Origin of the sequence: Pontiella sp., from assembly GCF_041622395.1 — a bacterium.
In the GTDB taxonomy this organism is placed as follows: Bacteria; Verrucomicrobiota; Kiritimatiellia; order Kiritimatiellales; family Pontiellaceae; genus Pontiella.
Genome location: NZ_JBFJYW010000001.1, coordinates 1 through 18,625, shown reverse-complemented (window position 1 = coordinate 18,625; position 18,625 = coordinate 1). Strand labels below are relative to the sequence as shown.

Annotated in this window: 19 protein-coding genes and 1 riboswitch; of the genes, 6 read left to right on the top strand and 13 right to left on the bottom strand. The window is 58.9% G+C overall.

From position 1 onward, the window contains the following. Positions 1–26: 26 nt before the first annotated feature. Both ABYO54_RS00095 and ABYO54_RS00090 read left to right on the top strand, forming a co-directional pair. Complete coding sequence (locus ABYO54_RS00095; protein WP_372805690.1) at positions 27–425, top strand: secondary thiamine-phosphate synthase enzyme YjbQ; 399 nt, start codon at positions 27–29, stop codon at positions 423–425. Beyond that, positions 422–1,561, top strand: a complete 1,140-nt coding sequence (locus tag ABYO54_RS00090; RefSeq protein WP_372805689.1) for a tetratricopeptide repeat protein — start codon at positions 422–424, stop codon at positions 1,559–1,561. Before ABYO54_RS00095 ends, ABYO54_RS00090 begins: the two co-directional genes overlap by 4 nt. Positions 1,562–1,574: 13 nt before the next feature. Here ABYO54_RS00090 and ABYO54_RS00085 read toward each other — a convergent pair whose 3' ends face one another. From ABYO54_RS00085 to ABYO54_RS00025, 13 genes are all read right to left on the bottom strand, one after another. Next, a complete protein-coding gene (locus ABYO54_RS00085) occupies positions 1,575–2,123 on the bottom strand; it encodes a DUF4136 domain-containing protein (RefSeq protein ID WP_372805687.1) in 549 nt (182 codons plus the stop codon). A 55-nt stretch (positions 2,124–2,178) separates the two neighbouring features. Next, entirely contained in the window at positions 2,179–3,042 is an 864-nt protein-coding gene (locus ABYO54_RS00080; protein ID WP_372805685.1) for an SDR family NAD(P)-dependent oxidoreductase, read from the bottom strand. A 23-nt stretch (positions 3,043–3,065) separates the two neighbouring features. After that, entirely contained in the window at positions 3,066–4,340 is a 1,275-nt protein-coding gene (locus tag ABYO54_RS00075; RefSeq protein WP_372805683.1) for a serine dehydratase subunit alpha family protein, read from the bottom strand. A 104-nt stretch (positions 4,341–4,444) separates the two neighbouring features. Continuing rightward, the gene (locus ABYO54_RS00070) at positions 4,445–5,182 is read right to left on the bottom strand and encodes a divergent polysaccharide deacetylase family protein (RefSeq protein WP_372805681.1); all 738 of its coding nucleotides are present in this window, start codon (positions 5,180–5,182) and stop codon (positions 4,445–4,447) included. A 59-nt stretch (positions 5,183–5,241) separates the two neighbouring features. Next, the gene (locus ABYO54_RS00065) at positions 5,242–5,868 is read right to left on the bottom strand and encodes a riboflavin synthase (RefSeq protein ID WP_372805680.1); all 627 of its coding nucleotides are present in this window, start codon (positions 5,866–5,868) and stop codon (positions 5,242–5,244) included. Positions 5,869–5,870: 2 nt separating this feature from the next. Continuing rightward, positions 5,871–6,878: a bifunctional diaminohydroxyphosphoribosylaminopyrimidine deaminase/5-amino-6-(5-phosphoribosylamino)uracil reductase RibD gene (gene ribD, locus ABYO54_RS00060; RefSeq protein WP_372805678.1), complete on the bottom strand. Its 1,008-nt coding sequence runs from the start codon at positions 6,876–6,878 to the stop codon at positions 5,871–5,873. Positions 6,879–7,036: 158 nt separating this feature from the next. Beyond that, positions 7,037–7,939, bottom strand: a complete 903-nt coding sequence (gene ftsY / locus ABYO54_RS00055) for a signal recognition particle-docking protein FtsY (protein ID WP_372805676.1) — start codon at positions 7,937–7,939, stop codon at positions 7,037–7,039. After that, positions 7,939–8,397: a transcription antitermination factor NusB gene (nusB, locus tag ABYO54_RS00050; RefSeq protein ID WP_372805674.1), complete on the bottom strand. Its 459-nt coding sequence runs from the start codon at positions 8,395–8,397 to the stop codon at positions 7,939–7,941. The genes ftsY and nusB overlap by 1 nt, the downstream gene beginning before the upstream one ends. 5 nt (positions 8,398–8,402) lie before the next feature. Next, positions 8,403–8,915 carry a 6,7-dimethyl-8-ribityllumazine synthase gene (ribH, locus tag ABYO54_RS00045; protein ID WP_372805672.1) on the bottom strand — a complete coding sequence of 171 codons (513 nt, stop codon included), beginning with the start codon at positions 8,913–8,915 and terminating at the stop codon, positions 8,403–8,405. Positions 8,916–9,010: 95 nt separating this feature from the next. Next, the gene (locus ABYO54_RS00040) at positions 9,011–10,204 is read right to left on the bottom strand and encodes a bifunctional 3,4-dihydroxy-2-butanone-4-phosphate synthase/GTP cyclohydrolase II (RefSeq protein WP_372805733.1); all 1,194 of its coding nucleotides are present in this window, start codon (positions 10,202–10,204) and stop codon (positions 9,011–9,013) included. Between the two features lie 82 nt (positions 10,205–10,286). Further along, positions 10,287–10,415, bottom strand: a riboswitch (FMN riboswitch). Positions 10,416–10,704: 289 nt separating this feature from the next. After that, a complete protein-coding gene (locus ABYO54_RS00035; RefSeq protein WP_372805670.1) occupies positions 10,705–11,841 on the bottom strand; it encodes a hypothetical protein in 1,137 nt (378 codons plus the stop codon). Positions 11,842–12,238: 397 nt separating this feature from the next. Further along, a complete protein-coding gene (locus tag ABYO54_RS00030; protein ID WP_372805669.1) occupies positions 12,239–13,243 on the bottom strand; it encodes an electron transfer flavoprotein subunit alpha/FixB family protein in 1,005 nt (334 codons plus the stop codon). Then, complete coding sequence (locus ABYO54_RS00025; RefSeq protein WP_372805667.1) at positions 13,240–14,022, bottom strand: electron transfer flavoprotein subunit beta; 783 nt, start codon at positions 14,020–14,022, stop codon at positions 13,240–13,242. Before ABYO54_RS00025 ends, ABYO54_RS00030 begins: the two co-directional genes overlap by 4 nt. 109 nt (positions 14,023–14,131) lie before the next feature. Between ABYO54_RS00025 and ABYO54_RS00020 the strand changes: the two genes are divergently transcribed. From ABYO54_RS00020 to ABYO54_RS00005, 4 genes are read left to right on the top strand one after another with little or no spacing between them, the layout of a single operon-like run. Beyond that, positions 14,132–14,434: a hypothetical protein gene (locus ABYO54_RS00020; protein WP_372805665.1), complete on the top strand. Its 303-nt coding sequence runs from the start codon at positions 14,132–14,134 to the stop codon at positions 14,432–14,434. A 31-nt stretch (positions 14,435–14,465) separates the two neighbouring features. Next, a complete protein-coding gene (locus ABYO54_RS00015) occupies positions 14,466–14,972 on the top strand; it encodes a hypothetical protein (RefSeq protein ID WP_372805663.1) in 507 nt (168 codons plus the stop codon). Continuing rightward, positions 14,969–17,044 carry a type II secretion system protein J gene (locus ABYO54_RS00010; protein ID WP_372805662.1) on the top strand — a complete coding sequence of 692 codons (2,076 nt, stop codon included), beginning with the start codon at positions 14,969–14,971 and terminating at the stop codon, positions 17,042–17,044. The genes ABYO54_RS00015 and ABYO54_RS00010 overlap by 4 nt, the downstream gene beginning before the upstream one ends. Before the next feature lie 16 nt (positions 17,045–17,060). Beyond that, positions 17,061–18,281 carry a hypothetical protein gene (locus ABYO54_RS00005; RefSeq protein ID WP_372805660.1) on the top strand — a complete coding sequence of 407 codons (1,221 nt, stop codon included), beginning with the start codon at positions 17,061–17,063 and terminating at the stop codon, positions 18,279–18,281. Positions 18,282–18,625: the final 344 nt, after the last annotated feature.

Here is an 18,625-nt window from a genome sequence, read left to right as displayed (position 1 = left end):
CCGGGGTTCGGATATGGTACTGGCCCATGAAGAAATTCAGCCTACAGACGAGCTCCCGAACGGATTTTATCAAGATGGACCGCCAGATTGCGGAAGCCATTGCCGAGATGGGGCTTACGGAGGGCGTTGCAACCATCTTCATCCCGCATACGACGGCGGGGATTACGATTAACGAGAATGCGGACCCGGACGTTACGGCCGACATGGAGCTGGTCCTCGACCGGGTCGTTCCATGGAGCGGTGGCTACCGGCATTTCGAGGGCAATACCGCGGCCCATGTGAAGGCGAGCATGATGGGATCGTCGGCGCAGGTGATCGTTTCCGGCGGCCGGCCGCAACTCGGCACATGGCAGAGTATCTATTTTTGCGAATTTGACGGACCGCGCACGCGACAAGTGTGGGTCAAGGGATTATCGGAACAATGAAAAACAAGAACGTTTTAGGAACGGCAGGCGGCCTCGCAGTCCTGCTGCTGGTATTTATTGGCTGTGGCGAAAAATCGGGCGAGAAGGAATACGGCAAAGCAATGGCGGCCTGGAAATCGGGCGAACTGGTCAAGGCCCAGACCCTGCTGGAAAAGGCGATCAAAAAAACGTCCGGCAACGAGAACAAGTCGGCCGCCTGGAACCAGCTGGGCCTGATCCTCTGGGATCTCGGCAAGGTCGAGGATGCCGCCGACGCCTTCAACGAATCGTGCGTTTTGGCCGACACCATTACGTCCGCCAACCTGAACCTGGGCATCGCCCTCTTCCACGCACAGCGGTTCGACGACGCCGAAATGGCCCTCAACAACGTGCTCGGCAAAGACCCGCTCAACCATACCGCGCTGGCCATGATGGGCCTGATTGCGGCCCAGAAGCAGGATTGGACCGGCGCTTCGCGTGCGATCACGGCTTCGGTCAAGGTGAATCCGCAGAGCGCCGCAGGCCGGACCGCGCTCGCATTGACGGAACTGCAACGCAACTCCGGCAACGCGATCAAGCAGCTCGAGTCCGTGTTGTCGGCCTACCCGGACTATGCCCCGGCGGCCTTCAACCTCGCGGTCATCTACGAGCAAACGCTGGGCGACAAGAACGAGGCGGTGCGCTGGTACAACCACTATCTCGGCCAGGCCGGCGAAAACGGGAGCCATGTCGACGCGGCAAGCCAGGCCATTGCCCGCTTGAGCGCGCCGCGCGCAGCGACGCCTTCCGGATCGGATCCGGTGGCGGCCCGGCGCCATTATGCCGACGGGATCAAACTGCTGACCGCCGAAAATTTCAATGCGGCCATCCGGTCGTTCGAGCAGTCGATCCAGGCCGCGCCCAACCAGAAGGATGCCCACTACAACATGGGCTACGCCTATTTCAAGCTCGGCCAATACAACGAGGCGGCCAATGCCTACCGCGGCGCACTCCAGCTCGACCCGCAGTATGCCGACGCACGCTACATGCTCTGCTATTCCTACTTCAAACTCCGGAAGTGGTCCGATGCCGAGCGCGAGGCCAACGCCCTGGCGCAGATCGACAAAGCCCGCGGCGAACAGATGCTCCAGCACATTTCCGACAACCGCAAACGGTAATCGGGGCGGCGCTCTACTCTTTCGGCGGGAATATCGCCAGGATATCGGCGACGGCGGAATTAACGATTTTGGTGGTCTTTTTGGGGGTGTTGCCTTCGAAGGAATTGCGACGGCCCACACCGCGCCAATAGTTCTTGTTGGTGGCGGGGTTGAGGATGTCGATGGTCAAGACCCCTTCTTCGGGATCGGACACGCGGGGGTTGTAGCCCGCGCCTCCATAGCGGCCGTAGCTGCCCCCGCCGACCCCGAAACTGATGGAGCTAAATCCGCCGCGTTGCTTGTACGCCAGGAAATAGGCAACCAGAAAGTCGGCCTCGGCCTGATCGACCCAAACGAACCCCTTCTTGGCGAGCTCGCGGGCCACGGCCGCCCGGATGCGGTCATCGATCAAATCGTTGTCGATCCGCGGGTTTCCCGTTAGCGGTTGCCCGGCATGCTGCCAGGCAACGGTCTTGAGCGCGGAAAAATCGACGGAAGAATCGTAATCCCGCCGAACCGATACCGACGAACAGCCCGACAAAACCGCACAGCAAACCAGACAGACGAAAATCGAGCGTTTCATCGGAACACCTCCATTGGACAGGAGAATTATAGATGGGAACGCAGCGAAACCAAGCCTAGCCAAAGCGCTTTTTCACGTGGCCGACCATCAGGCGGTCGATCCACCCCGCCGGAAGGAAGCGGGCCGCGAAGGCGCCGAGGTATGCGGGGATCGTGACCAGATAGCGGATCTTCGGGCGCGGCGATTCGAGCGCATGGCGGATCTTTTTCGCCACGGCCTCGGGAGGCAGACGAAAGCGATCCTCGGCCATGCCGCCGTTGCGGCGCCGCTCGAAATACCGGCGGTAGGCGGAACCGAACTTCGACGCGCCCGTATCGAGCTTCTCCTCCCCCTGCCCGGCACAATTGGAGGAAAACTTCGTGCGGATCGGGCCCGGCTCGATCAACGAAACCGAAATCGGATCGAGCGACAACTCCACGCGCTGGGCATCGCTGATGGCCTCGAGCGCAAACTTGGAGGCGGAATAGATCCCCATGAACGGCAGCGCCAAGCGGCCGACCACCGAACTGATGTTCACGATGCGGCCATAGCCCTGTTTGCGGAAAACCGGGACCAGCGTGTTGGTCAGTTCCTGCAGGCCAAAGACATTCACCTCGAATTGATCGCGCATGGCCGCACGCGTCAAATCCTGGATCGCGCCCGGCATTCCAAATCCGGCGTTGTTGACCACCGCGCCCAGCTTTCCGCCGTTTTCGGCCAAGACCCGCTCCACGGCGGTGGCGATCGATTCGCTGGAGGCGACATCCAGCTCAATGGCGTCGAACCCGGCTTGGCGCAGCGCGTCCAGATCGGCCGCCGCGCGCGCCGTCGGGAAAACCCGCCAGCCGGCCGAGCGCAACATCTCCGCCGTCGCCCGCCCAATGCCCGATGAGCAGCCGGTTACCAACACGGATCTATTTTCGATGGATGGGACTTTCATTCGGCACCTCCGCCCTTCCCGGATCACTTGCAAAGCATGGTTTTGAGGATCACGCGGTCCGTCTCGAGCATGCCCTCGCATCCGATCACCCCGATGTTGCGGATGGTCTTTTCAATATCCTCCTCCACGATGCCGTCATTGCCGATGTGGATTCCGCCAACGGCGAGCAGCGCGGCCTGAATGGCGGCCGTAACCCCGGAGGACACCTTGAGCGAACACCCCAGCTTGGCGCCATCGCACACCATTCCGGTAATATTCCCGGCCATGTTCTTAATGGCGAATTCGAGTTCCGTGATCCCGCCGCCCATCAGATAGGTGATGCCGCAGGCGGCCCCGGTTCCGGCCAGGCAAATCCCGCACAACGCCGAAAGATGCCCAAGGAAGGAATGGATGTGGATCGAGATCAAATTGGAAATGACCAGGGCGCGCACCAGTTGTTCGCGGGACGACCCGAGTTTTTCGGCGGCCGCCACCACCGGCATGGTGACGGTGATGCCTTGGTTGCCGCTACCGGAGTTGGTCATCACCGGATGGGTACAGCCCGCCATTCGCGCATCCGAGGCGGCGGCGGTCAGCATCAACGAATACGAAAGGAGATCGTCCGACAAAAGTCCGCTTTCGATTTGCTCCTTCATTTTTTTGCCAATCTGCAGACCATGCTCCTGGCTTAGCCCGAATTGGGAAATGGCGGAGTTCATTTGGGCCCCTTCCAAGACAAACTCCAGACGCTCCATGGGTGCGGTGGTGGCAAACTCCAGAATACGCGCAACGGAAAGATCGGGGACCGGCTTTTCTTCGACGTTCTCTTCCGGAAGGATCTCTTTACGGAAAAGCACCGCCCCGTTCTTCTCCACCAAGACGATGTTGGAATGTTGGTGGACGATTTCCACGCGCACTTCATCCGTCCCCTTGCGGCAGAGCGCCTCGACATACAAGTTGTCGGGGCACTCCTCCTTCACCTTGATGGCAACCCGGCGTTCACCCAGCATCGCTTTGGCCAGGGCGAGCGACCGGTCGTTGACCTCCTTGAGGACTTCCAGCCCGTATTCCGATTTACCGCAAATGCCGCCGAGCGCGGCCGCAACCGGCAACCCGGTCATCCCGGTCCCCGGAATGCCAACGCCCATCCCGTTTTTGTAGATGTTGCCGCTCACGAAAACTTCGATCCATTCGGGTTGCCCCCCCAGGATCTCGGCGGCCTTGGCGCAAGCCAGCGCGCAGGCGACGGGCTCGGTACACCCTACGGATGGAACCACTTGCTGCTTTATCAAATCGATTATCTGTTGGTCGGAAATCATGAAATCCATTCCATTCTGTTTATTTCGGGTTTCGGGCGCCCCCGGCGGATCGGTTTGTATTCAACGGGCCAGGGGAACCAAGAGATCAGTGGAACGCGGCGCCCCTATTCATACAATTCCGAGAGCTTGTGAAAGGAGTAGCCCTGGTTCTGGAGCGTCTCATAGCTATCGCGAATGGCGGCGGCGGTTTCTTTGCTCCAGATATGGCCGATCACGACCACGTAGCCATGTTCCTTGGCGTGCGAAACGGCGTTGCCCCACATCCGGCGGACATAGGCGCGGTCGTGCTGGATGTCCAGAAAGACGTGGCGGGACTCGACGTGCATCCCCTCCCGGGGGGCCAGGCTCGGAACCAGCGAATTGTAGGCGGTTTTGCTATCCAGAAAGAAAAGGCCGCTACCCTTGCAATAGCGCAACACCTCGCGCATCAGCTCCGGATTTTCGGTCACGCGCGATCCCATGTGGTTGTTCATGCCCACCGCCCCGTTGACCGACTTGAGGTTGGCATCCAGAATCCGGCGCACATCGACGGAGCGCGTCGTATTATAGATCGCGCCCTTTCCGGGATTCTTCTCCTTGTTGTAGGCCTCCATCGGTTGATGAAGAAGGATTTCCTTTTCCCGGTCCTGCTTGATCGCCTTGCAAACCTCCGGCGTCTGCTTCTGGTGCGGCAGCACCGCGATCGCCATCGGAATGGGGATATCGAGAAACTGCTTCGTCTCGCCCAGCGCCAACCCCGCGTCGTCGATCACCAGAAAGATCTGCTTCCGGCGCGGCGTCGCCGCCCAAACGGGGGCCGACGCCATCGCCAGTCCTGCATAGATATAGTGCCTACGATTCACGGTACGTTCCCAACCAAGTCCAAAGGGCCTACTGAAGCATCATTCCGGCCAATAAAAAACTATCCGTTCAGATTCAGGCGATAGTCCTGCCCGCCGCCGAATTCGAGGATGCGCTGGACGTGCTTGCCGAGGATATCGGCTTCGAGGTTCACCTTGGTGCCAACCTTGAATTCCGACATGTCGGTTTCCTGGATCGTGTGCGGGATGATGTGGACGATGAAACCGTTATCGGTCAGCTCGGCGACCGTCAGCGAGATGCCGTCGATGGCGATGGATCCCTTGTAGACCATCAGCATCAGCATGTCGCGCGAGGTTTCGATGGTGAACTTCCAGTCGCGGCTGACCTGCTCGATCTTTGCCACGGTGCCGGTGTTGTCGACGTGGCCCGTAACGATGTGGCCGCCCAGCGTGTCGCCCAGCGCCAACGCCTGCTCGAGGTTGACCAGATCGCCCGGGGTCTTGTCGCCGAGGTTCGTTTTATCGAAGGTTTCGCCCAGGACATCGAACATCAGTTTGTCGCCCTCGATTGCCGCCACGGTCAGGCAGGTGCCGTTCACCGCGATGCTGTCGCCCAGATGGATCGGGCGGTCGAAGGGGCGGTTCGGCACCATCGTGATGCGCCCCGCCGTTCCATCCATTTTGATGTCGATGATGTTGCCGAGTCGTTGAACAATGCCAGTAAACATAACTACTTCTCCATTTTCGCTTTAATCAGTATATCGTTCCCCACCGGTTCCACCGAAAGAAACTTCAAATTCTTCACGCCGTCGATCAGGCCGCCCGTTTGGGCAAAGTTGGGAAGGCCGTCGGCCCCCATCAGCTTCGGGGCGATGAAAAAGGCGAATTCATCGACGAGCCCCTCTTCAATCAGGGCGGCGGCGAGCTGTCCGCCGCCTTCGCAGAGCACATGCATCACATCGTGCCGTTGCGCCAGTTCTTCGAGAACCTGCTTGAGCGGGCCCGCGCGCACCAGGGTTTGCTCCGCCGCTTCATCCGTCAGCACCTTGGCATCCGCCGGAATGTCCGAGCCGATCACCACGCGCCAGGGCTTCCGGCCCTCGGCCGGGCGCGGCAGCAGCGACGGGTCGTCGGCACGGACGGTTCCGGCCCCGACCATGATGGCGTCGGACCGGCGGCGCATCGCCTGCACCCGCTCGCGGGCCTCGGCCCCCGTGATCCATTTGGAATCGCCCTGCCGGTCGGCGATCTTGCCGTCGAGCGTCGAAGCCAGCTTGAGCGTCACATAGGGCATGCCGGAAACGATGTATTTTTCGAACGGGGCGATCAGCTCGCGCCCCTCGGCTTCGCACACCCCGGCAACCACCTCGACCCCGGCGTCTTCCAAAATCTTAAGCCCGCGCCCGGCATGCGCCGGATTCAGGTCAACGACCGAAACCACCACGCGCCCGATCCCTTTTGCCAGGATGAGGTCGGTGCAGGGCGGCGTGCGGCCATGGGTCGAGCAGGGCTCGAGCGTAACGTAGAGCGTTGCGGTTTTGAGGTTGGTGGCGATCGGCGGCAACTGGTTCAGGCAGTCGCGTTCGGCGTGGTCGGCGCCCGCCATCCGGTGCCACCCTTCGGCCACGATATAGTCTTCGAGCACCAGCACCGCACCGACCGGCGGATTGGGGCGCGTCAGCCCCTCGCCCCTCTTCGCCAGCTCGATCGCCCGCATCATGTATTGTATATCATCCACAGAGTTCACCGATTTTGGGGATTGGTTTACAACCCTTTTAAATTCGAGACGCTTGCACCGAAGTTAATCAGCCATGCCCGCGACCTTGAAGAGGCCATCAAATAGGTAATGGCGGCACCGATCATCGCTTTGGTCTGCTCGTCCGTCACCCGAATCCCCTAATCCGTGGAATCTGTGGATTCCCCATTGTCATCGAAAAGGGCGTCCACGAATTCGTTTGCGTTGAAGGGGACGAGGTCGGCTTCGCCCTCGCCGAGGCCCGCGAACAGGATCGGCACGTTGAGTTCGGCGCGCACGGAAAAGAGGAAGCCCGCCTTGGAGGAGCCATCGAGCTTGGTGACGACGATGCCCGTGAGCGCAACGACTTCGTTGAACTGCTTGGCCTGGATAATGGCGTTTTGGCCCAGCGAGGCGTCGAGCACCATCCAGACCTCGTGCGGCGCGCCGGGCAGCCGTTTGTTCATGGCGCGGCACATCTTGGGCAGCTCGTCCATCAGCGGCGTCTTGGTGTGCATGCGCCCGGCGGTATCGACCAGCACGACATCGCACGATTTTTCGAGGGCGGAATCGACGGCGTTGAAGGCGACTCCCGCGGCATCGTGCCCCATCTCGCCGCCAACGAAGTCGCAGCCGACCCGTTCGCTCCAGAGCTTGAGCTGGGAGGAGCCAGCGGCGCGGAAGGTATCGGAACCGCAGAGCATCGGCTTGAGCCCCCGGCCCAGGGCGCGGGTTGCCAGCTTGGCGGCGGTCGTGGTTTTCCCCGAGCCATTGACGCCGAGCAGCAGGATCACATGCGGCTTGGGTTCCGCTTCCCATTCGAAGGTCTTGGCTTCGCCAAGCTCCTTGAGGAGCATGGCGCCAAGCCGCTCCTTGCGGGACGCCTTGCGGGAAGGCGATTCGAGCTCATCGACGATCGCCATCGTCAGGCGCACCGGGACATCGGAACGCAACAGAATTTCCTCGATCTCGTCGACCTCCATCTCCTCGAGATTGGTCTTGGCCGAGAAGACCTTGCCAAGCAGGTTCCGGGTCTTCTTGAGGGCCCCGAGCCATCCGGCCATTACTCATTCCCCCGCGGCTTGTAGGTGGTGCGGGCCGGACGGTCGATATCCTTGCGGATCCGGTCCAGCACGCCGTTGACGAAACGGCCCGACTGGAAACTGCTGAAATCCTTGGCAAAGTGGACGGCCTCGTTGATCGAAACCACGGGCGGCACGTCTTCGCGGTGAAGCATTTCGAACAGGGCGACGCGCATCACCGTGCGGTCGACGGCACCCATGCGGTCGGAATTCCAGCGGTTGGCATATTCCGAAAGGCGCGCATCGAGTTCGTCCTTCCGCTGCACCACGCCCTTGATGATTTCCTCGGCATAGGTCTTTTCCTTTGCGCTCGGCTCCCGCTCCTCCCAAAAATCCGCGAGGGCGATGTCGATCGGCTCCGGATTGAAGTCGAGCTGAAACAGGAATTGCATGATCCACTCGCGCGTTTGGCGACGTCCATTCGGTTTTTTATTCTGCATTTGATTTATCCAAGTTGCTTGCATACACGGGCGGTTTCGATGGCCGCCTCGGCGGCGTACCAGCCGCGGGTGTTTTCGCCGCCGAGGCAACGCGCCTCGGCCTGCGCCCAAGTGCGGACGCCGACGATTTCGTTAATAACGGGAATTTGGTGCCGGCATGCGATGTCGAGCATGCTCTGTCCGGTGGTATCGATGATCATCTGCGCGTGCTGGGTTTCGCCTTCGACCACCACCCCGAGAACAATCAGCGCATCGTAGCGCTTGCCGGCCGCCATCTTTTCCGCGACGACCGGAATTTCGTAGGCCCCCGGCACCCGCACCACATCGATGGTTTGGGGCTTGGCGCCATGCTTTTCCAAGCATTGGTAGGCACTCCGCGCAAGTTCGTCGGTCAACTCGTGGTTGAATCGTGCCACGACGATACCGAAGCGCATGCCCGACGCATCGAGCTGGCCGAGCAGCTGGCGCGCACCGATGCCGTCGATCGGATCAATAGATTTTGAAATACCTTTTCCCATAGTCAAACTCCGGTTGAAAATTCCAAATCCGAATCTCTAAATCCGAAACAAATCCGATTTGGAATTTGTTTCGGAATTGGAATCTCGTGCTATCCCTAAATCAGGTGCCCCATCTTGTCGCGCTTGGTGGCCAGATAAAAATCGTTGTGCTTCCCCGGCTTCAACACGAGCGGGATGCGCTCCACCACCTCGATGCCATACTTGTCCAACCCGCTGATCTTGGAGGGGTTGTTGGTGAGCAGGCGAATCTTGGTCATCCCCAGGTCGGCCAGGATTTGCGCACCGACGCCGTAGTCGCGGAGGTCGGCATCGAAACCGAGATGTTCGTTGGCCTCGACGGTATCCATGCCGTTTTCCTGCAGCTCGTAAGCGTGCAGCTTTTTGGCCAGCCCAATGCCGCGGCCCTCTTGACGCATGTAGACGATCGCACCGTAGCCATATTCCTGGACGTCGTGCATGGCGGCATGCAGCTGGGCGCCGCAATCGCAGCGGGCGGAGTGGAATACATCGCCGGTCAGGCATTCGCTATGTACGCGCACCATCGGGATTTTTCCGGACGAGGCATCGCCGCAGACCAGCGCCAAGTGGTCCTTGTTATCGACCTTGGAGCTGTAGAGTTTCAGGCGGAAGTCGCCGGCATCGGTCGGCATGTTGATCTCGCGCTCCATGCGGACCAGTTTTTCATGGGTGTAGCGGTATTTGGTGACCTCGGCGACGGAGGTCATCTTCAGCTTGTGTTTTCGCGCGAACTCGACCAGTTCCGGCATGCGGGCCATGGTTCCATCATCGTTTGTGATTTCGCAAATCACCCCCGCAGGCTGCAACCCGGCCGCGGCCATCAGATCAACCGTCGCCTCCGTGTGGCCGGCCCGATCCAACACGCCGCCGGGCATCGCGATGAGCGGGAACACATGACCGGGGCAGAGCAGGTCTTCGGGGCGGGTATTTTCATCCACAATGGTGCGGATGGTTCCGGCACGCTCCTGGGCGCTGATTCCCGTCGTACTTCCGGCGGCATCGACCGAGATGGTGAACGCCGTCTGGAACACATCGCCCTCGTGGGAGACGTTCATGCGGGTCAGTCCCAGATGGGCCGCACGTTCCCGGGTGATCGGCATGCAAACCAACCCGCGGGCATGGGTGATCATGAAATTAACATGCTCCGGCGTACATAATTCGGCGGAACAGATCAAATCGCCTTCATTCTCCCGTTCCTCATCATCCGTAACCAGGATGATCTCACCGTTGCGCAACGCCTCCAGGACGTCCTTGATTGGGTCGAAAGTCATTTCACTCATAGTTGCTCCTGTAACACTAAAAAAGCCTTGAAGACCGTGATTCTCCAAGGCAATTCGCAATTACAAAGCATCGCATAATCTTCTTTCATCCAGACTTTACTGTCGGTTGCAGAATTTCACTGCATCCTGTCGTTCCGAACCTCGGAAAAACTCGCGGACTATCACCGCCGGTCGGGAATTTCACCCTGCCCTGAAGATCGGGTGAATATGCGCATCGGCCATCGGTGTTTCAAGATAAATCTCATGGCTTCGTGGCCAACCGCCAACGATGACACAGGGAGGAGGGGCAGGCCGGAACGCAGGCGGGACTCAATTACCGTTCAGCCGGGAAACGCTCCCGCACGGCGACACTTCATTGCATCCGGATTCTGCCGTTTTTTATGAAGCCCCCCAACCTTCCGAAAGCAACCGCGAAAAGAGAGATTGGCCGCCGACGGAAGAACCGTCGGCGCAAGACTCGGGATCAAACAGCCAACGGCAGGAACGAACGACTATTTACTGTACTGGCTCTTGTAAGCCCGGTACTTGTCTTTCTCTTCGTCCGTCATGTATTTGGAAATGTCGTGGATGATGGAGCCATCGCCTCTGAAGGCCTTGATGATGGGACCATACTGATTGTTCAAGATATTGTTGGGGTCTTGGTTGCCATACTCCAGAACCACCACGTTGAGCGAGGGCCAACGGTTTCGATCCGGACCATAGACATCCTGGATCATTTTCTTGTAGGAGGCGGCAACCTTCGCAGGATTACCCTTTGCACCACCGCCCCAGGCATCGATGTAGTTGGTGGTCAGGATGAAGATGGTGTCGGGCTTCTGGGTCTGCAACGCCCAGGTCACGCCGCGGTTCCAGTGCTCGTAGGTTTTTCCCGCGCCCAGATACTTGTTGTTGATTGCACCGGGGACTTCGTAGGGATAGGCCCACTTGGGCGAATAGAACGGCAGGCCTTCGACCCGTTGGGGATATTTCTTTCGCGCCGCGACCACCTTGCCATTGGCCCCGCCCCAAACAAAGCAGTGGCTATAGTTCCCTTCCAAGGGATTGACCGGCGCCATCCAGTCCATGACCTTTTGCTTGTTTTCGGGCGTCGCCAACATCATTTCCGGCGACAAAGCGATGGTATCCCGCATCCAGTAGGCGGCGACATTGAACAGGGTCACCCCGGGCAGCTCGTTGATCAAATCCTCAAGACGTTTGCGGATCGTGTAGCCCGTCATGCGGGTATAGGGATTGTTACCAATGGTGGCCGGGCCAAAGTGGACGATGAAGACAACCTTGTCCCCTTTGCCCTTGGCTCCGAAAAAGTCGATTTCGGGCATGCTGAAGCCGATGCCGCTTCCACCGCCGTCGCCGGCGCCCGCCGCGCCCATGCCGCCCTTGACCCCGGTAATCTCGGGCATCTTGATGTCGGGCATTTTCACGGCTTGCTTGACCACAATGCGCTGGCGCAGCTTGGGCTTCTGCGTCTGCTTTTTCTGGATCTTGACCGGCACCTGCAGCTTCTTGAGCTTTACGTTGGGACGCTTAACCTTTACCTGCTCAAAGGTTTGGTCCTCCTTTTGATACACGGTTACCGCAACAAAGGAGAGTGCAACAACAATCAGTACGGCGTGAATACCGAGACTCACCAGCGCGGCGCTCGATTTGGCATGACTCGCAAAAAAACGTTTAGGAGCTTTCTTAGACATTGGATCCCTTCTCATGTGCCAGCCGCTCGGGGCCGGGTCCTTAAGCAATAAATTGCACCTCGACAAATTCGCATTAGATGGTATTTCCGCAAAAAAAACAATGCTGTTTTCCCACAAAAGACCTCGCTCCCCGGACTGCGTCGCCCCAAAAAGCCCGCATCCGGCCTTCCGAGCAGCCTTGCGGAATCCGGAACCCGCCGCCGATCGATCGCCCGGGGAGGATGGCTTGGCTCGAACGAACGCCCCGAACGGCCCGCAGAAAAAAAAGAACCCCCGCAAGGGTCCCGGATCAGGGGCGTTGCGGGGGTACTTGATTCAATTCCAGAGACCAGATTCTCTACGAGGCCTTGGCGGCGGCGATCTGTTTCTGGAATTCCGGCACGATTTCGTGCAGGTCGCCGATGAGGCCAAAGTCGGCAACATCGAAGATCGGCGCATCGGGATCCTTATTGATCGCGATGATCATGTCGGAACTCTGCATGCCGGCAAGATGCTGAATGGCGCCGGAAATGCCGCAGGCGATGTAAACGACCGGGCAGACCGTCTTTCCGGTCTGGCCCACCTGATGGTGGTGCGAGATCCAGCCTGCGTCCACCGTAGCGCGCGAGGCGCCGACGGCCGCGCCCATTTCGGCGGCGAGGTCGTAGATGATCTTGAAGTTCTCGGGCTTCCCGACCCCGCGTCCGCCGGATACGATGAACTGCGCGGCGTTGAGGTCGATGCTGTTGGAATCGGCTTCGTGCACCGTTTCAAGCCGGCGCATGCGCTCCGGAACCCCCGAGAGATCGACGCTGTAAGCAACCTGCTCGCCCGTTTCGCTATCCGAAATCTTGTTTTTCTTGAAGACATTGGAGCGGACGGTCGACATCTGCGGACGGTGATTCGGGCAGATGATGGTGGCCATGATGTTGCCGCCGAACGCCGGACGGGTCTGCAGCAGGTTGCCGGCCTCGACATCGAAATCCAGCTCGGTGCAGTCGGCCGTAAGGCCGGCATCGACCATGACGGCGACGGTCGGGGCGAGGCTACGGCCGATGGTGGTTGCGCCGTAGAGGACGATTTCCGGCTTCTTCTCGTTGATCAGCTGGGCGATCGCGCGGGAATAGTAGTCGTTCTGGTAATCGGCCAGTTTCGGGTCGTCGATGGTGTAAACCTTCTTGGCGCCGAAGTTGTAGAGTTCCTGGCAGAAGTCCGCGCCGTTGGCGGAAGGCAGCACCGCGCAAAGGGTGAAGCCGGACTTTTCGTAGAGGAGCTGTCCTTGGCTGAGGAGTTCCTGCACCACGCCGGCGATTTTGCCTTCGCGTTGCTCTGCAAATACCCAAAGTTCTTTTGTTGTGCTCATAGTACGTGCTGTCCCTTCAGTTTTCCGATGAGTTCGGTGATCATTTCGGACGGTTCCCCCGAGAGGATTTCCTTGTTCAATTTGACCGGCGGCGCAAAGACCTTGCTCACCTTGGTGGGCGATCCCGCCAAGCCGATCTTGTCTTCGTCGGGCTGGAGTTCTTCGACGCCCCAGCAGGGAATCACGGCCTTCTTGGCGGCCATCTTTTTCTTGAGCGACGGCATGCGCAGATTGTTTGCTTCCTTTACGACCGTGAGGGCGCAGGGTTTGTCGACATCCCAGATTTCATAGCCGTCTTCGGTCACCTTGTTGACCTTGAAGGTCTCTCCCGTAACCTCGACCGCCTTGGCGTAGGTCAGCATCGGGATATCGAGGAAGTGGGCCACGCCCGGGCCGACCTGGGCGGTATCGCCGTCGATGGCCTGCTTGCCGAAGAGCACCAAATCGACGCCCTCGAGCTTCTTGATGGCGAGGCTGATGGTGTAGGACGTCGCCCACGTGTCGGCGCCGCCGAACTTGCGGTCGGAAATCAGCACCGCTTCGTCGGCCCCGTGCGAAAGCGCCGTACGCAGCGCTTCCTCGGCCTGAGGCGGCCCCATGGAGATCACGGTGACCTTTCCGCCGTGCAGCTCCTTGAGTTGCAACGCCATTTCGAGCGCGTTTTCGTCGAACGGATTAATAATGGATGGAACCCCTGCGCGATTCAGCCGATTGGTCTCGCGATCAATCGTAACTTTGTCTGAATCGGGCACCTGCTTAATGCATACTACGATGTTCATGAACAGCCCTTTCCCGAGTTGATAAACAAAAGACAGAAGATATGGAAAGCGCAAGCCCCCCACAAGACCAAACGCGCACAAACCCGCCCCGCCGGACTTCCGGCAAATCATGATGCTTATTGTCGGGTTTCGCGCGGCCGGCACGGCGAATGCGGGAAGTATTCGACGCGCAGGGCCCGCGAGCCGGGGTCATGCGGTTTCAGGAGCGAATTTCAGCGGCGACCACCGCGCGAAAACAGGATGCATCGTGTTCAACATTGTGAAATCCCGCCATTCCGTCTCAGCGATGCGAATCTCCGAACGCCGGCGTTCCCGTTGCATCGCCGGGAAATGGCCGATTTCGGCCGAAATTGGAAAAATCGAACATAATCGCAAGCAGGGCATGCTTCATGCTTTGTTTTATCATGCGTAAAAAGATGGAAAAAGTAGGTACGAGCTAGGACATGACAAAAAACGGACATTTTAAAAGCCAATGGGCAGGCAGCCGCAGTCGCCGGAACCGCAAGCGTTGCGCCGGTTCATCGATTGTCGAAACGCTGATGGCTTTGTCGGTATTTGCGCTATTCATTGGCGGCGGCGCCCAGCTGATGGTCGCGCACCGGCAGATGTCCGACATGGCGCGGGCGCACTATGTGGCAGCCAACATTGCCAAAAACCGGATCGAGTTGATCCGCACCTACGGATTCGCCGAACTGAGCAATTTTTCGGAGGAAGACGTTTTGGTGGATCCGAGCGGCTATCCGAACACCTCGGGCAACTACAGGAGATCGACCGAAATTTTATCGACGGGCAAAGACAATCTGGCCGAACTGGTCGTGATGGTGGAGATCCGAGATCGCAAGACCCTGGGATTTGAGGGAAGAAACGAAACCATACGCACCTATGTGGCCGACTACCTCTCCGAGGAGTCCTCGGTGGGCAGCGGCGTAACGGCGGACTCGGCCTCGTGAGTGGTAAAAGAATGAACAACGCACGCTCCAGCGGATATACGCTCGTTGAAATGATGGCCTCGATCACGTTGCTGATCCTGGCCTTGGGCATGGCCATGACCGGTTATCTCTTCGCCCTAAAAAACGTGAACGAGGGCGACGTCCAAAACGATCTGGATATCGATGTCATGCTGGCAATGGAACAACTGAAGAAAGACCTTCGCCTGTCCTCGCTCGACAACATGCATTACTACCCCGACAGCGGAGGCCCTTACCAAGCCATCAGCTTCCCCATGGCAGATGTAACCGACGGCCAGATCCTGGACCGCGACGAGGACGGCAAGATCATATGGACCAAGACCGTGATTTACCATATTCGCCCCGGCGATCCGGATAAACTGGTGAAAACCACCTTCAGCCCCCGCGACGACAGCCTGACCGACGCCGAGCGCCAAGCCCAGCTCGAATCGGTGGTCGACAACGGCAGCGCGGCCGGCACCTACAACGCGGAAAACGCGACCTCGAAGGTTTTGTTCGAGAACCTGCTGGACTGGGAGATCTCCCCCACGGCAGGTCGTTTCGACGCCTATTCGTCCACCATCACACGCGACCAGGCGAGCCTCGGCTACATGCTGCTCGACCCGGGCGAACACGATATCTGCTTCGAGGTGGTCGGAAAGAACGCCAAAAGCTCGGGCTATCACATCGGCATCGACCAGTTGACGATATCGAGCTCGGCGAGCGCCCGCGAGGCCGAAGCCCAGCTTCCGGTCACCGCCGAAACCGGCGTTTCAGCGGTAGACCAATATGTTTCCACCGGGTCGTGGAAGGGGAACCACCAGTTGTACTTCCCGGCCACCTCGATCGGCAACAGCTTCACGTTGACCATGGAAAACGACCGCTGGGAAGAGACGAACTTCGGAGCGGAAGGATACCAAAGCGAGGACACCCGCGTTGTCTTCGACGAAACGCTCACGCCGACCGATTTCGTGGTTGAACTGGCCGGAATGGACGATACGTGGAAGGCTTCCGACCAAACAGGCACCTTGGTCCCCAGCTCGCCGACGGCAGGCTTGATGAAAAACTGGGTGGTGCGCGTCATGCAGAAGGGCGCGGAGCTCACCGACAACGGCAACTGGTTCGCCTATAACGGCCGCCAGTGCCGCCTCAAATTCCAAGCGGCGCAAACGGGCAACTTCCGCGTCACCAACGTCTATATCGGCGAAACCGCCTCCACCACCAATGCCAGCCTCGACTTTAACGAAGCAACCATATCCTCCGTTAAATTCGACGGCCAGGTCTCAAGCCCGATCGTCGGGCCGGGCGAAACGTTTGAATCGGACTGGGTCGATTTCGCGATCGACAAGGAAAAAAACTATCTGGTCTCCTACCGCATCGCCAACAGCACCGATCGTTGCCACCCGGCCATCTGGGAAGACGTCCTCGGCAGCCTCGCATCGACCTGCATGGTGGTCACCAACGAAACGACCGCCACCGCCAAGGACATGACCTGGAGCGATTTGCCGGCCAGCGACATCATGGAAATGAAAGGGATCATTGGCCTTGCATCCATCGAGGCCAGCTACCCGATCGAGGGCACCTATGTTTCCCAAATATTCGATACGCGGATCACCTCCCCGGTCTACGGAGACATCAGCTGGAACGCGGATGTCCCCGGCGATTCGACGTTGGCCATCAAGGTTCGTTGCGGCAGCCAGCCGGACATGCTGGATGCCGACGACTGGGAGAGCCTCTCCGCCTTCACTTCGCAATGCATCGTCCCGGGCACCTGGAAGCGCTATATCCAGTTCCAAGCCCTGATGGAATCGAGCTCGGACGGGCAGTCCACCCCCAAGCTCAAGGACGTTACGATCGACTGGGAAGGCGCAATGCAGCTGGTCAATATCGGCGGCATCTTCACGAAGGGCCCCGATTACGGAATTTTTGAAATCAGCGTGGACGGCGATCCGTTGCGCTCGGCGCTCGTCGTCGATCTGGAAATCTACAAGGACGTCACCTTGACCAAGGGACAACAAAGGCGGGTAACGTCATCCCTCAAAACGGAAATAACCCCGAGAAACAGTGGCATGTAGGAACTAGGAGAAACCCATGAAAACGAAAAATAACCGCAAAGGCTATGCTCTTCTCACGGTGATGTTCATCATCGCCATACTCGGCATGCTGGTTGGCGTCTTGACGAAGATCGGCGAGCAGCGCCTCTTCGATGCACGGCGCCAAACCAACAAGATCAAGGCGCTTGCCTACGCCGAAGGTGGAGTCGATTATGCCTACTCCATCCTCTCCTCCGACTTCAGCAAAAGCTCCGATGAATCGGCGTTTTCCTTGTCGTCCACGGAAGGCAGCTCGCTTTCCTCTTCCCTATCCAGCGTCGAAAACGATTATGACGACGGTAGCTTCGCGTTGACCCTCACCTCGATCAGCAACCGCTATGTCATCGTGAATTCGGTCGGGAAATGCGGCTCCGTATCCTCCGAGGCGGAGGTCGTCGTGGAAGACCTTTATGCCGGGAGCGGCACCAGCGAAGAAACCGACTATTCCGACATGGAAGGATTCAACTATGCCATTCTCTGCGGCGGAACCTTCGACTTTTCCGGCTGCGGCTCGATCTCCAGCACCAGCACCGATGGCCTCGCCAAATTCCACTCGAACGGCGCCATGGACGTGACAGGAAACACCGATCCCGTCATCAACCTAAGCTCTTCCACCTCGATTGACCTGAGCAACAACATCATCGTCGGCGGCTCGGCCACCGCCCCCTCGGTCACCACCAAGAATAAAACGACAGTTACCGGGGGAATCTATACGCCGAAGACCGTTCCCACGGTTGAAATCCCGGACATCGACCTCACCCCCTACTATCAGCAAGCACTGAAAAACAACGAGGTACACGGGGGGGGCACCTGGACGACGGACCTCAACCCGGTCGGCGGCATCATGTGGGTCGAGGGCGACTTCCACATCTCGGCCCATGCCACGATCAACGGATCGGTCATCGCGACCGGCGACATCAACCTGTCCGGGCAAATCGACATCAACCCAACCACCTATGCCTTTTCCGTGGCCAGCCGCGACGGAGACATCCAAGTGACCTCCAGCGGAACGATCACGGGCCTGATGTATGCGAAAACCGGCGGACTAAGGCACACCGCCAACGGCGAGATTGTCGGGCAAGTCATCATCAACGGCAGCATTAAGAAAGCCGGAAACTCGGATATCATTACCGGCTATTGCCAAAACATTCCCACGCCGCCATCCAGCACCGTCACGCCCACCCAATGCCTCCCGGTGATCTCCGCCTGGCAGAAATAACGCCCCGTAACGAAACAAAAACCGAATCCGCACATGCCGGATTCGGTTTTTTTTTTGGAGCGGGACTTCCCGCCGTTTGGAGCAATGCCGGGCGAAGGGGCCACCCGATGGATTGGCATTCAACCTAAAGCGGCTTCGCGGCAGAGGATATCGGCAGAATCATTTAACCCTCCGACGCACCGAAAAATTATTCGATCCCTCGAATGTTTGGCCTATCCTGAATTATTCACGCGCCGAGTTTGCTTTGGCAACAGCCGACCGGAGGGAGACAGGCTTCGCGCATGCGAAGCAACGAGCGGAGCGAAGTGGCAACGCGTCGAAAGGTGCCGCTGTAGCAGCCTACC

Coding starts and splice junctions, on each gene's coding strand:
- ABYO54_RS00015 (WP_372805663.1), top strand. CDS start 14,466: ATGACAAAAAACGGACATTTTAAAAGCCAATGGGCAGGCAGCCGCAGT.
- ABYO54_RS00040 (WP_372805733.1), bottom strand. CDS start 10,204: ATGACTTTCGACCCAATCAAGGACGTCCTGGAGGCGTTGCGCAACGGT.
- ABYO54_RS00080 (WP_372805685.1), bottom strand. CDS start 3,042: ATGAAAGTCCCATCCATCGAAAATAGATCCGTGTTGGTAACCGGCTGC.
- ABYO54_RS00005 (WP_372805660.1), top strand. CDS start 17,061: ATGAAAACGAAAAATAACCGCAAAGGCTATGCTCTTCTCACGGTGATG.
- ABYO54_RS00025 (WP_372805667.1), bottom strand. CDS start 14,022: ATGAACATCGTAGTATGCATTAAGCAGGTGCCCGATTCAGACAAAGTT.
- ABYO54_RS00090 (WP_372805689.1), top strand. CDS start 422: ATGAAAAACAAGAACGTTTTAGGAACGGCAGGCGGCCTCGCAGTCCTG.
- ABYO54_RS00030 (WP_372805669.1), bottom strand. CDS start 13,243: ATGAGCACAACAAAAGAACTTTGGGTATTTGCAGAGCAACGCGAAGGC.
- ABYO54_RS00085 (WP_372805687.1), bottom strand. CDS start 2,123: ATGAAACGCTCGATTTTCGTCTGTCTGGTTTGCTGTGCGGTTTTGTCG.
- ribH (WP_372805672.1), bottom strand. CDS start 8,915: ATGGGAAAAGGTATTTCAAAATCTATTGATCCGATCGACGGCATCGGT.
- ABYO54_RS00095 (WP_372805690.1), top strand. CDS start 27: ATGAAGAAATTCAGCCTACAGACGAGCTCCCGAACGGATTTTATCAAG.
- ABYO54_RS00065 (WP_372805680.1), bottom strand. CDS start 5,868: ATGTTTACTGGCATTGTTCAACGACTCGGCAACATCATCGACATCAAA.
- ABYO54_RS00020 (WP_372805665.1), top strand. CDS start 14,132: ATGATGCTTATTGTCGGGTTTCGCGCGGCCGGCACGGCGAATGCGGGA.
- nusB (WP_372805674.1), bottom strand. CDS start 8,397: ATGCAGAATAAAAAACCGAATGGACGTCGCCAAACGCGCGAGTGGATC.
- ftsY (WP_372805676.1), bottom strand. CDS start 7,939: ATGGCCGGATGGCTCGGGGCCCTCAAGAAGACCCGGAACCTGCTTGGC.
- ABYO54_RS00075 (WP_372805683.1), bottom strand. CDS start 4,340: ATGATTTCCGACCAACAGATAATCGATTTGATAAAGCAGCAAGTGGTT.